At 49.5% G+C, this 13077-nt stretch carries 14 protein-coding genes; 5 read left to right on the top strand and 9 right to left on the bottom strand.

Annotated elements, in window-relative coordinates:
* Positions 1 to 55: 55 nt before the first annotated feature.
* Positions 56 to 682 carry a hypothetical protein gene (locus VPR01S_RS15055; RefSeq protein WP_021706216.1) on the bottom strand — a complete coding sequence of 209 codons (627 nt, stop codon included), beginning with the start codon at positions 680 to 682 and terminating at the stop codon, positions 56 to 58.
* A gap of 78 nt (positions 683 to 760) precedes the next feature.
* Between VPR01S_RS15055 and VPR01S_RS15060 the strand changes: the two genes are divergently transcribed.
* Entirely contained in the window at positions 761 to 1168 is a 408-nt protein-coding gene (locus tag VPR01S_RS15060) for a GFA family protein (protein WP_040902872.1), read from the top strand.
* 150 nt (positions 1169 to 1318) lie between these two features.
* A complete protein-coding gene (locus VPR01S_RS15065) occupies positions 1319 to 2953 on the top strand; it encodes a SulP family inorganic anion transporter (RefSeq protein WP_021706218.1) in 1635 nt (544 codons plus the stop codon).
* Between the two features lie 22 nt (positions 2954 to 2975).
* Here VPR01S_RS15065 and VPR01S_RS15070 read toward each other — a convergent pair whose 3' ends face one another.
* Entirely contained in the window at positions 2976 to 3164 is a 189-nt protein-coding gene (locus VPR01S_RS15070) for a ribbon-helix-helix protein (RefSeq protein WP_021706219.1), read from the bottom strand.
* Positions 3165 to 3579: 415 nt separating this feature from the next.
* Here VPR01S_RS15070 and VPR01S_RS15075 point away from each other — a divergent pair, with 415 nt between their 5' ends.
* The 3 genes from VPR01S_RS15075 (at position 3580) to VPR01S_RS15085 (ending at position 6737) form a co-directional block, all read left to right on the top strand.
* Entirely contained in the window at positions 3580 to 4950 is a 1371-nt protein-coding gene (locus tag VPR01S_RS15075) for a YjiH family protein (protein WP_040902857.1), read from the top strand.
* A 232-nt stretch (positions 4951 to 5182) separates the two neighbouring features.
* Positions 5183 to 5656, top strand: coding sequence for a putative pterin-binding protein (locus VPR01S_RS15080; RefSeq protein ID WP_021706221.1), 474 nt, complete (start codon positions 5183 to 5185; stop codon positions 5654 to 5656).
* On the top strand, positions 5646 to 6737 hold the full coding sequence (locus tag VPR01S_RS15085; protein WP_021706222.1) for a GGDEF domain-containing protein: 1092 nt from the start codon (positions 5646 to 5648) through the stop codon (positions 6735 to 6737). Before VPR01S_RS15080 ends, VPR01S_RS15085 begins: the two co-directional genes overlap by 11 nt.
* Here the strand turns inward: VPR01S_RS15085 and VPR01S_RS15090 are convergent.
* The 7 genes from VPR01S_RS15090 to VPR01S_RS15120 all read right to left on the bottom strand — a co-directional run bounded on the left by VPR01S_RS15090 (position 6731) and on the right by VPR01S_RS15120 (position 12682).
* Complete coding sequence (locus VPR01S_RS15090) at positions 6731 to 7078, bottom strand: hypothetical protein (protein WP_021706223.1); 348 nt, start codon at positions 7076 to 7078, stop codon at positions 6731 to 6733. The genes VPR01S_RS15085 and VPR01S_RS15090 overlap by 7 nt on opposite strands.
* A gap of 10 nt (positions 7079 to 7088) precedes the next feature.
* A complete protein-coding gene (locus tag VPR01S_RS15095) occupies positions 7089 to 7274 on the bottom strand; it encodes a hypothetical protein (RefSeq protein WP_021706224.1) in 186 nt (61 codons plus the stop codon).
* A 113-nt stretch (positions 7275 to 7387) separates the two neighbouring features.
* Positions 7388 to 8137: a phosphate ABC transporter ATP-binding protein PstB gene (gene pstB, locus VPR01S_RS15100; RefSeq protein WP_021706225.1), complete on the bottom strand. Its 750-nt coding sequence runs from the start codon at positions 8135 to 8137 to the stop codon at positions 7388 to 7390.
* A 54-nt stretch (positions 8138 to 8191) separates the two neighbouring features.
* A complete protein-coding gene (gene pstA / locus VPR01S_RS15105) occupies positions 8192 to 9055 on the bottom strand; it encodes a phosphate ABC transporter permease PstA (protein WP_040902858.1) in 864 nt (287 codons plus the stop codon).
* 5 nt (positions 9056 to 9060) lie between these two features.
* The gene (gene pstC, locus VPR01S_RS15110) at positions 9061 to 9996 is read right to left on the bottom strand and encodes a phosphate ABC transporter permease subunit PstC (protein ID WP_021706227.1); all 936 of its coding nucleotides are present in this window, start codon (positions 9994 to 9996) and stop codon (positions 9061 to 9063) included.
* 91 nt (positions 9997 to 10087) lie between these two features.
* Positions 10088 to 10909, bottom strand: a complete 822-nt coding sequence (locus tag VPR01S_RS15115) for a phosphate ABC transporter substrate-binding protein (RefSeq protein WP_021706228.1) — start codon at positions 10907 to 10909, stop codon at positions 10088 to 10090.
* A 426-nt stretch (positions 10910 to 11335) separates the two neighbouring features.
* On the bottom strand, positions 11336 to 12682 hold the full coding sequence (locus VPR01S_RS15120) for a DEAD/DEAH box helicase (protein ID WP_040902874.1): 1347 nt from the start codon (positions 12680 to 12682) through the stop codon (positions 11336 to 11338).
* Between the last annotated feature and the right edge of the window lie 395 nt (positions 12683 to 13077).

The following is a 13077-nucleotide window of genomic DNA, read 5'->3' on the forward strand; positions in this document are numbered from 1 at the left end:
CGCCCGATACCAACGTGGGCCTGAGCTTCCGCTTTCCCCTGTTCCAACAGGATGATTATGGTGTCTTCAGCAGTTTAGCCTGCGAAGATATCGCAAAAAGTATAGCGTGACTTTGCGTCGGTGCGTCCGCCATTGATTGACCAGCTTCACGAACTTTCATATTAACCCGCACTCCGTTCGGTTCTGCTGTGACAGCCGTGACTTCAATTCTGTCGCCAAGAAAATGGGTATCCGCCACCACCATACGGCTTCTTTGCGAATCAAAACGAAACAGCGTCAAATAATAAAAAGCCCCCGAACCCTGATTGGAAACCACCATGGGCGCAAGATAGAGCGCGTCGCCCTCGGTCGTCCACGGTATAAGCCGTTGGGTATCCACCACCACTTGGCCTCGCTCGATGCCGTCGTCATACCGGCCGCGAGCTTGGTGGAGATCCGGGTCATATTGATCGATAAACGCGAATGCTTTGCTTTGCGGAACTTCAATCGTCCATGGATTTGCGGATTGAATCGAGAAAACCTGATCTACAATTGGATCAGCAGACACCTTCTGAGCAGGAAACTTAGCCAGAATCTCCTCATCACTGAGGCTGAAACGATAAACGCCGGCAATGGCAACAATGACCAGCAGCACGATGGGAATAAGGAGAATAAGAGGTAGGGGTAAGCGTCGCTTGTTCATAATCGATCCGGTGTCTTGTATCTTGGTTATTAGGATAGCTAATGGCGATACCTTACCACAGCGAAGGTACAGAAGATGATGGAAAGTAAATACAAAATTAGAATTGCTGACTGCAGTTGCGGTCAGGTGAATCTGGTCTGCCGTGGCGAACCAGCCCGCACTTCGCTGTGCCACTGTTTTGAGTGTCAGAAACGAACCGGCAGCGTTTTCGGTGTTCAGGCCCGTTTCGGCGCAGAGCAAGTCTCTTACAGTGGTGACATGACTGAGTATACCCGCCTGGCCGACAGTGGTGCAGAAGTCACCTACTCCTTCTGTCCGCGTTGCAGCACCACAATGCTAATGCGATTGAGTGCCCTGCCGGACATGCTTGTCATTCCCGTCGGTGTCTTTAACCAGCTCGACTTTGCGCCACCGAGTTTCAGCGTGTATGAGGAGCGTAAACAAGGATGGGTGCAGTTTGACTGCCAAATCGAATACGACCGTTGACCACATTAGCGGCAAAGTAAAACATGATCCAGCTCATCACGGGCTGGATTTTTTGTTTATGGCGCTTGATCTTCCCAGCATCAGGATTATGATGCAATTACAATAATATTATAATGTGATTAACATGTTTTCCGTGAGGAGTAACGCACCATGTTGGCCATTCTCGAAGCCAGACAAGCCGGCCTGCTGAATAAACACCAGTGGGTCAGAAACATCATTGCCGGTGTCATCGTTGGGGTCGTCGCCCTGCCCCTTGCCATGGCCTTTGCTATCGCGTCCGGCGTCAAACCCGAACAAGGTATCTATACCTCCATCATCGCAGGCGTTTGCGTCTCACTGTTTGGGGGAAGCCGGGTTCAGATCGCCGGCCCAACCGGTGCTTTCATCGTGGTACTTTCGGGGATCACCGCGCAGTATGGCTTTGAAGGTTTACAAATTGCTACGCTGATGGCTGGCGGCATCTTGCTGCTGCTTGGGTTGGCTAAAATGGGCAGCATCATTAAATTCATCCCTGCGCCTGTGATTGTCGGCTTTACTGCCGGGATCGGTGTGATCATCTGGGTTGGACAATGGCGGGATTTTTTTGGTTTGCCTGAGATACATGGTCAGCATTTCCATCAAAAACTGTTGCAGTTATTTGAAGTTCTGCCTCAGTTTCACCTGACCACCACCCTGCTGGCATTGTTGTCGCTGGCACTGGTTCTGCTTGGTCCGAAATTACCCGGCGTTAAGCGCGTGCCCGGGCCACTGCTGGCGTTGTTGGTCGTTACCAGCCTCCAATATCTATTTCAGTTTGACGACGTGCGAACCATCGGCTCAGCCTTTGGCGGCATTCCACAGGGGTTGCCTGAGTTTTCTTTGCCCAACGTGACCTGGGGAAAAATGATCGAATTGCTTGGACCGGCTTTTACCATCGCGATGCTCGGGGCCATTGAATCACTGCTGTCTGCTGTTGTCGCCGATGGCATGGCAGGCACACGTCACAACTCTAATCAGGAGCTGGTCGGCCAGGGCATTGCCAACATCGCGGCACCACTGTTCGGCGGGTTTGCGGCAACCGGCGCCATTGCCCGTACAGCAACCAACATTCGCAATGGCGGCAATTCCCCACTTGCAGGTGTGATTCACTCAGTGGTGCTGGTGTTGATCCTGCTGCTGCTGGCACCTCTGGCGGTCCATATTCCGCTTGCCACACTGGCCGCCATCTTGTTTGTGGTGGCATGGAACATGAGTGAAGCCCGGCATTTTATCGCGATGATCAAGCGCGCACCACGTGCAGATGTGGTGATTTTACTGATGACGTTTACTCTGACGGTCTTCGCGGATCTGGTGGTCGCGGTCAACATTGGGGTGATTCTTGCCACGCTGCACTTCCTGCGCCGGATGGCAAGCAGCGTGGCCGTGCATCAAGCCAGCCACAAAGAGTTGGTGGAAGAGTTCGCGCACAAAGGATTAGGCGAGCTTCCACCAGACGTACTGGTCTTTACCATCGACGGGCCATTTTTCTTCGCCGCCGTGGAAAATTTTGAGCAGGCACTCTCCAATACTCACACTGAACCCAAAACACTGATCATTCGTCTGCGCTGGGTCCCGTTTATTGATATCACTGGCTTACAGGCGCTCGAAGACGTAATTCGGGCTCAGCAAAGCAAAGGCGTTACGGTGATGTTGTCCGGGGCCAACGAGCGGGTTGATAAGAAGCTGCGTAGAGCCGGAGTGGTGGGTTTGGTTGGAGAAGAACACTATTTCGCGCACATCGAACTGGCGTTGCAAGCCCTAAAATAATGCAATAAGCGGCGCAAGCCGCTTATTTTACCTGCGGGTTATTGGTCGCCCCGTCATCCAGATAGCTGACACCGTGCTTGTCCAGATAATCGCGAATCAATTGGCGAACGACTTGCGAAGGCGTGAGATCCTGCTGGGCGCACAACGACTCAAACGCTTGCTTTTTTCTTGGGTCAATCAACACGGTCAAACGTGCACTTTTCTTTTCCATTGTTCTTCACCAACATGATAATCCAATTAACATCAAATTATCATCCCCAACGCTCTGCAACAACTCTGATCCGCATTTTTTGTCACGCATTTCTCATTCTGGGCGCTTTTATTTATCAGCCGCTCAACAACCATTCCTTCTGGCCTCAACGAATTAACCATACATCAGTCGGTAAAAAACACATGCCTTTCAATAAAACATCGGATATATTGCAACACACTGGAAACATATTTTTAACCAAAATATGCAATCAGTACGGACTTTTCGTCTGAATAATTAACCCATTATGTTGAATAGTATTGCATCCGATTACAAATGCAGATACTCTTGTCAGTAGTGAGTAATTAAGGATGTTTAGTGAATACATATGCCACGGAGTTGGCAGTAATTGACTAGCAGTAACATGAGTAACCCTATGCAAAGTAACACTCAAGCCCTAGAATCCAGCCCAGAGAAGGGCAATTTCTGGATGTTTTTCATCCCATCTCTGATCGGTGTATTCCTGTTTATGGCACCCGTCAGTTACAACGGTGATATCACCATTCCTGTCGCCATTCTGGCGAAATCCATTCAGGCTCTGTTTGGTGACGCTCTGGTCGGCATCGTGACGGCCATTATCGCGTTTATGTCAGCCGCTTCTCTTTTGTGCAAAGTTTTCAAGCCGGCATTTGTCACTCAAAACGCATTCCTGAACGGATTGTTTAACCCGACCCCACTGTGGCTGGCGGTGCGCCTTATCGGCGGCGCTGCGGTTGTCATGACGTTTTTTCAGCTTGGTCCTAAGGCGGTCTGGGAAGAAAACACGGGGGGCCTGGTTCTGGAAGGATTGTTGCCGACCCTGTTCTCCGTGTTCATTTTTGCCGGTCTGTTGCTACCACTGCTGCTGAACTTCGGTCTGCTGGAACTGTTCGGTACCCTGCTGTCTAAAGTGATGCGTCCGGTGTTTAATCTGCCTGGCCGTAGCGCGATTGACTGTATGGCATCCTGGCTGGGTGACGGCAGTGTCGGTATCCTGCTGACCAGCAAACAGTACGAAGATAAATTCTACACCGCGCGTGAAGCGGCTGTCGTGGGGACGACCTTCTCAGCGGTGTCCATCACGTTCAGTCTGGTGGTGATTGCTCAGGTCAACCTGGAACACTTGTTCCTGCCATTTTACGGTGCGATCTGTCTGGCTGGCTTTGTGGCAGCCGTGATCATTCCTCGTCTGCCACCATTGAGCTTGAAAAAAGACAAGTTCATCGACGGCACCGCACCACACAAAGACGCTGATGCCATACCTCAAGGTCACACTACCTTCTCCTGGGGAATGGAACTGGCCCTGAACAAAGCCGGCCAGGTTAAGTCTTTCAAAGAGGTGTTTGCAGAAGGCCTGCGTAACGCGGCAGATATGGTCTTTGGTGTACTGCCCGTCGTGATGGGACTGGGAACCATTGCCCTGATCGTGGCAGAATACACCTCTGTATTTGCTTTCCTTGGCCAGCCTTTCATTCCATTCCTGGAACTGCTGGGCATTCCGGAAGCGGTACAGGCGTCACAAACCATCGTGGTCGGTTTTGCCGATATGTTTATTCCGGCGATTCTGGCGGCTTCTATCGACAGTGAGATGACGCGTTTTGTGATTGCTGCGATGTCTGTCACTCAGTTGATATACATGTCGGAAGTGGGCGCTTTGCTGCTGGGCAGCCGTATTCCGGTGAACATCTTTGAGCTGTTTCTGATTTTCATCCTGCGGACCCTGATCACGCTGCCAGTGATCGCTGGTGTTGCACACCTGATTTTCTAATCAGCACCACCACTTAATAAATTGACAAGCCCTGCCATCGTGCAGGGCTTGTTTGCTTCTGCGCTCCGGTGCACTCCATATTCCGTGACAGTGGGCTAATATCTAATACAGCGAACCTAAACTTAAGTATCAAATCTATTAATAACTCATTCCCTTGCCGGATGACTAACCTTATAATATTAGTACGTTTACCCTTTTTGGCTCGAAAGCAGATAAATCACCGGGAAAAGGCATGAAGTGGATAGCAACCGCAACTTTAATCCTACTCAGTACATTCAGCCACGCTGCCGATCTACTGATTCATATTGACGGGCGACAAGCGCAAACCGTTTCTCTGAGCCAACTGACGAACGAAGTCGACCAAGACAACATTACCACTCATCTTCCCTGGTTAACGGACAGTCACACGTTTACTGGTACGTCGGCGTCTGAGCTGTTGGATTATTTGGGGGTTCGCGACGCGTATGCCATGTCGTTCATCGGCCTGAATGAATACGCCGCCACCACGACAATTGAAGAGATCGATAAATATCATCCGATTATCGCCTATTATCAGGATGGTAAACCCATGAAAGTCCGGCACAAAGGGCCATACTGGCTGCTCTTCAATGTGGACAAGTATCCGGAGACAGGCAGTGAGGTGTTCCAGACCAAAATGGTCTGGCAGATAAAAGAGATTATCGTCCATAGAAAATATGAAAAATAATGTAAAGCGCCATCCACTCTCTCCATTCGCCTATCGGGCTAAAACGTTACTTTTCGTACTGACGGGACTGCTGATCATCGCCAACCTGTACCTGCTATCCGCCACCCGGGATCTCGCCCGCTCCTACACAGATCAACAATCCGAAGCCACCTGGTTCATGTTCCAACTCAACAAAGAATTCGCCGAACTGGTCTCAGCGATCCCCTACTCTTTGCAATCAGAACAGCAGATGCAACACACCTTGTTGCAGTACGAATTGGCCTGGAGCCGCTTTGATCTGCTGTTGTCGAGTCCGGAAGCCGGAAATTTTATGTCCATCGAAGGCACGACAGATTTTTTTACCGCGATGTTCAATAATTTCCAGGCTCTGGAAACAAAGCTGATTCACCTCAAAACTGCGCAAGATGCCACCGAGCTCACCGCCGAATTCAAAAACCTGTACATCAGCATGCTGCACTACGTGAACCAGAACTTTCGACTCAGCAGTCCATTGTACGAACATCAGCGTGCGCAAGCCAATGCACTGGCACAAACACAATATATGTTGATGGCGCTGCTGTTTTGTTGCGTCGGCCTGGTGAGTTACATCCTGCATAAAGAAACTCAGTACCATAAAGATCTGGCACTGACGGATGCCTTAACGGGCATCCCAAACCGCTTATCAATGTTCAAAGCTTTGGAGAAAGAGACCAGCAGTGGCCCGTTTTGCCTCTATCTGCTCGATCTCAACGGCTTCAAAGCGGTCAACGATACCTATGGCCATCAAACCGGTGATGATGTGCTTAAACGCATTTCACACCGTCTGCGGATGCAACAAACCTTGTTGGGGTTTGAAGTTTTTCGTATGGGCGGTGACGAATTTGCGATTATCTCTCCGGCCATTGACGAAACCGAACAGACCTTAAGCGCCATTTATTCCTGTTTTGAAAAGCCGGTCACAGTAGGCAGAATGAGCCGCGTGAAGCTGTCAACCAGCGTTGGATTCGCCTGCTTCCCCGACGACTCTAAAGACATTAACCAGTTGGTGTCAGTGGCAGACAAAAGTATGTATGAAATGAAATTCAGCGGTACCCGTCACTGATCTTTTACGGACACGTAACAGTCGGTATCAATCCAGACAATCGTGCTCCGCGTCTCCCGTTGCAGGATCTGCATCCGGAGCGGTAATTGAGCCAAACTGTAGCTAAAAGTAACGGACGTTTTTCCCTGAAACTGATAGCGACTCTGATCAGCCTTTTGACCACTGAGTAACAGGGTACCGTCAAACGCTGGTGACGTCTGAACTTGCAAAATAACCTGCTGCGCTGTGTGCTGGCAAGTGAAGGTGAGATTGTCACTCCGCAGGCTGTCAGCAGCGCCAGACGCAAACGCAGACGGCGTCAGCGAGAAAGTCGCAGCCCAGAGAGCCAACGTTTTAAACATGTTACTTGGCTTACTTGTGCGACGCATAAGTCACGTTTAGGTCTGAGCCCATCATAGTCACACTCTCACGGAAATCATCATTTGGCGAATCGGCGATGATAAAACCATCATCCGATGCCTTCCGTTCAATTTTAGCTCTCTTGACGCCATATTGCTGTTCGCTTTTCAGCACAAAACCGTTCAATACTTTAAGCATTTACCTGTCTGCTATCTGGCTTAGTACAAAGCCAGATAGCAGACAGAAAAAAGCCCCTCAATGAGGGGCAAAAGTTACCATCGCTTATAGTTATAGTGTTATGCCAGTAAGGCTTAACCGAAATCACCATTAACGTAACCTTGCGTGCGGTCATCTTGCGGATCACTGAAGATCACATCGGTCGCATCATGTTCCACCAGCTCTCCCATCAGGAAGAAGGCGGTACGGTCAGAGATACGACGCGCTTGCTGCATCGAGTGGGTAACGATAACGATGGTGTAGTTCTTTTTCAGCTCTTCCATCAACTCTTCGATTTTGTGGGTCGCAATCGGGTCGAGAGCAGACGTAGGCTCATCCATCAGAATCACATCCGGTTCCATCGCGATCGTACGCGCGATACACAGACGCTGCTGCTGACCACCAGATAAGCCGAACGCATGGGATTTCAGACGATCTTTCACTTCATCCCACAATGCCGCGCCACGCAGTGAACGCTCCACCACTTCATCAATGTACTTTTTGTCTTTCACACCCTGGGCGCGCAGGCCGTACGCGACGTTTTCGTAAATACTCATTGGAAACGGGTTTGGTTTTTGGAATACCATACCAACTTTAATACGCAGGTCTGCGACATCAATGTTGCCGTAGATATCGGTGCCGTCCATCTCGAGTTTACCGGTGATTTTAACCCCTTCAATCAGGTCATTCATGCGATTGAGGCAACGCAATAACGTTGACTTACCACAACCAGACGGGCCAATCAGAGCCGTCACCTGACGCACAGGAATAGGAAGGTTAATCGCTTTCAGAGCCTGGTTTTCACCGTAGTACAGGTCCAGATTTTCAATATCAAATTTGTTCATCGTCTTAATCTCTAAATTCTGTCAATCGTGTATCGATAAATTCGTGCTGGCGGATCAGTACGTCGCTGTGTTGAAACGCTTAGCGATCAGCTTAGTCACCATATTGATGAGTAGGACCACCACAATCAGAACGGTTGCTGTGCCGTAAGCCTGATTCCATTCTTCAATGGTGAACAGCTCCGTGGTCAGTTTGTACAGGTGAACGGTCAGCGTCCGGCCTGAATCGAGCAACGAATCAGGAATACGCGCCACCATGCCCGCGGTGAGAAACACCGGCGCAGATTCACCAATTACACGACCAATACTCAGAATGACCGAGGTTAAGATACCTGGCATTGCGCTCGGCAATATGAGACGCCAGATAGTGTAGATTTTAGATGCTCCCAAACCGTAAGAGCCTTCGCGGTAAGTCTGTGGTACCGCCATCAGTGCTTCTTCTGTGGTTCGGATAATCACCGGCAGAATCAGGATACTCAGTGTCAGTGCACCTGACAAAATTGAGAAGCCCAGGCCGAGTATCGCCACGAAGAACGTCATACCAAACAGGCCAAAGATAATCGATGGGATCCCGGCCAGAGACTCGGTACAGAAGCGAATCACTTTCACCAGACGACTGCCCACTTTCGCGTATTCCGTCAGGTAAATCGCCGTCATGATCCCCATCGGAGCCGCCACTGCGATTGATGCTACCACCATGTAGATGGTTGAAATAATCATCGGGAAAATACCGTGCTCATCGCCAGTGCGTGTGTAATCGTCTGTAATGAAGTTCCAGTCGACATGCTGAAGGCCGTTAGACAGGATGTACCAGATAATCCAGAACAGGAAACCGACCGTCAGAGCGGCGGCCGCCCAGATGAAACCCTTCAGGATGTTGTCTTTAATTTCTCGTGAACGTTTTAGTTTTGCGCGATCCATTCTCATTACCTCGCTTTTTCACGGTTCAGGTACAGCAGGGCTGCGTTCAGCATCATGATGAACACCAGCAGAACCACACCCGTAGCATACAGTGCGTTCGCGTGAACACCACTGGCGTAGGACATTTCAATCGCGATGTTCGCGGTCAGTGTCCGGGCAGAGTCCAGCAGACCTTGAGGCATCGCTGGAGCATTACCCATAACCATGATGATCGCCATGGTTTCACCCAGCGCACGACCGATCCCCAGAATCACACCCGTCATGATGCCTGAACGGGCTGCGGGTACGAGAAGCTTGAAAATGGTGAAGATTTTGGAAGCACCCAGTGCCAGTGAACCTTCTTTGTAAGAACGTGGTACTGCGCGGATAGAGGTTTCAGATACCGTGATAACGGTTGGAAGAATCATCACACCCAGCACGATGATACCGGCCAGAATCGTGTTACCCGCCGGCACCTGAAACAGGTCTTGGATCAGAGGTACGATGATGACCAGGCCAAAGAAGCCGTAGACCACCGACGGAATGCCCGCCAGTAACTCAACCGCGGGACGAATGATGTCCGCTACCCGCTTCGGCGCAATTTCTGCGATGAAGATGGCCGTCAGAACGCCGACCGGCACCCCAACCAACACCGCCCCCAGAGTGGAGACGACAGACGCAACGATCATGGTGGCTACGCCATACAGTGCCGGTGGCAACCAGTCTTGGCCTAGCACGATACCGCTAATGCCCACTTCCTGGAAGGCCGGGATACTTTCTTTGAAAATGAAATACGCAATTACCGCAAGAGAAACGATACCGATAACCGCACTGGTAAGGAACAAGCCATGGAAGATACGCTCTTTCCAGTCAACGCGTTTTTTCGCACGCAGACCTGACTTGTTAACATGAGTCGCTTCTGTCGTATTCATAAGCTTTTCACTATTTGTCGCGATGGTCATATAAATCTCACTGCCGATTTCTTCGGTGTGGATTGGATAGAAAAGGCTCAGCCCAAACGCGGGCTGAGCAAATTAATGTATTGCCGGTGTCTTAGTGAACTGAGATGTAACCTTTAGAATCCACAATCTTCTGTGCTTCTTCAGTCAGCATCCAATCCAGGAATTTCTGAGTTTCTGCAGAAGGCTGGCCTTTCTTGTACAGAACCAGGAATGGGCGAGCCACTTTGTAAGAACCATTCTTCACGTTGTCTACAGACGCGTCAGTGCCGTCGATAGACAGTGCGTGAACAGTGTTGTCTACTGTACCCAGAGAGATGTAGCCAATTGCGTAAGGGTTTGATGCCACCATTGTTTTCAATGCACCGTTACCGTTCGCAACCTGAGCGCGTTGAGAAATAGCAGATACTTTCTTGTCTGCGATTTTCTTTTTCAGAGACATGATGTCTTCGAACGCACCACGTGTGCCCGATGCGGTATCACGAGTGATTGCAACGATTGGCTTGTCTGCACCGCCGACGTCCTTCCAGTTTGTGATGTCACCTTTGTAGATGGCGGTCACTTGCTCAGACGTCAGGCCTTTCAGGTCATTCTTAGGGTTAACAACAACGGCGATGCCGTCACGAGCAATCACTTCTTCAACCAGTGAAGGCTCTTTTTCAGAGGATTTCAGGTTACGAGAAGACATACCCAGGTCTGCACTGCCGTTCTTCGCCGCTTTCACACCGGCGGATGAACCCGGGCCCTGAACTTCGATAAAGACTTCAGGGTTCTTCTTCATGTATGTTTCAGAGAAAACTTCCATCAGTGGAGTTACGCTGCTAGAACCCACTGCAGAGATAGTTTCTTTAGCAGAAACAGGAGTCACTGCCATTGCGCCTAGAAGTGCGATTGCACCGATTACTGTCTTTTTCATCACAATTTCCTTTAGTGGCATCATTGCCGTTGTGTTTCACTTGAACGCTGCTCACTTTAGGGCGCAAATATGACAGTTGTGTTTCACTAAATTGAAGCCTGTATGACAAATGACATTTTTGTTCTCGCGTCAGTGTTTAGGTTTCAATCAGTTAGCTATTTTTTTGACCATAAAACACTGACTTGTGACTGTCACATTTCGCGTTGAGCTACCCCAGACAGCCGGATAAACAGACACCGCTAAAGGTAGAGAACATTACTTAAATAGCACAGGTTAGCGCCAATAATGTTGGAGAGTTGATGATTGGAGAGGGAAGTTGACGGCGCCGATAACGCAAGGAAAACCATTAAGTGACGCAGTTGCGGGACCGAATACCGAGGCGCCGTTGTCACAAAAAAGGGCTGGCAAAAGCCAACCCTTTTTTGATTAATCTTCGTCAGACGACGGCGCCACTTTTTTCTTAGGAATGAATACGGCATCCCCCACGGCGACGTTCTGATAGAAACCTTTGTCACGTTTAGCTGGCTTCTTCGCCACTTTCTTCGCCTGAGGTTTGGCTTTCTTGGTGTTGGCCGTTTTACCTTTGCGGAAGTCGGGTTTACGCGGTTTCACGCCAGTAAACTTACCTTTCAGTCCTTCAAGCTCAGAGAAGGTCAAATCCTGCTGAAGATACGCTTCCACACGCTTAAAGCTGTCCCAGTCTTTTGGGCCCACCAGAGACATCGCATCACCTTTGTTACCTGCGCGGCCCGTTCGACCCACTCGGTGCACGTATTCTTCTGTGTGCTTTGGCATGTCGAAGTTGACCACATGCGTAACATTGGCGATATCCAGGCCTCGAGAGGCCACATCCGTAGTCACCAGGATCTTGTACACCGCGCGCTCGAAGCGGCTCATGATGGTGTTGCGCTGAGTTTGATTGAGGTTACCACTCAACGCCACCGCTTTGAGGTTCTTCGCGTTCAGTTTTTCGGTCAGGCGCTCGGTATCGTTACGCGTTGCGGTAAAAATGATCATCTGGCGATAATCAGACTCTTCAATCAAGCGGTCTAGAATGGCTTCTTTGTGATCTAAGTGGTCACACAAATAAAACTTCTGAGTAATGTCTTTATGCTCTTCATTCGAGACACCCACAGAAATGCGTTTCGGCGCTTGCAGCATTTCAGACGCAATACCGTTCACTTCCGCGTGATCCAGAGTGGCAGAGAACATCAACGTCTGGCGACGACGGTGTTTCGCAGCTTTGTGAATACGACGCAGCTCGGGTGCAAAACCCAGATCCAGCATCCGGTCTGCTTCATCCAGAATCAGCGTTTCCAGGCCATCCAGATACAGTGAACGATGTTCAAGATGGTCGGCCAGACGTCCTGGCGTCGCAACGATGAATTTCGGATGACGGCGCAACGCTTTAACCTGATCATTAAAGTTCTCGCCCCCAAGAATCAGTGTCGCATCGTACGACAGACCACTGAGCATCGAACGCAGCTCATTATATACCTGTTTGGCCAATTCACGGGTTGGTGCCAGAATCAAACCACGCGGGTCTTTGGCAGAGAACGCTTTGGTCTTTAGCGATTTATGCAGCATTGGCAGAACAAACCCCAGCGTTTTACCCGAACCGGTTTTAGATGACGCCAACAGGTCTTTCCCCGCAATCGCCACAGGAATGGCTTTCTGCTGGATCTCAGTGGCCTGTTTGAAATCGAAGTGGTTAAGGGTTTTCAGTAAGCGATTGTCTAAGCCTAAATCTTTAAAGTGCAAAGTATTCTCCATCAATTTATTCGTGCCTGACAGATGCATTCTCTTACTTTCCTCAGACACAACAAAATAAAAACGCCGTATAATAGCGCGTTTTGAGACATTATAGATAGAGATCACATAAATTTTATGATGTTGGTGTATCTCTGTTTCTGTAGAGAAAAAATGCCAAAATTCTAAGTTGTTGACTACACTCAATTGTGTGTAAAGTCAGAGTAGTCAAGGGCTGGACGGGAAGTGGCCAGGTAAAACGGCATTCATCTCAACTATGAGACACCGATCGATTTATCAGCTAATTGGTTAAATTCTTGGATTTTTTTGACTTTTTACTACTATGTCTTCTGGTAAATTGAGACTACAATTTACTTCGTCACTATATGACATAAAATGTATAGGGCGAATTTTTGATA

Origin of the sequence: Vibrio proteolyticus NBRC 13287, from assembly GCF_000467125.1 — a bacterium.
In the GTDB taxonomy this organism is placed as follows: Bacteria; Pseudomonadota; Gammaproteobacteria; order Enterobacterales; family Vibrionaceae; genus Vibrio; species Vibrio proteolyticus.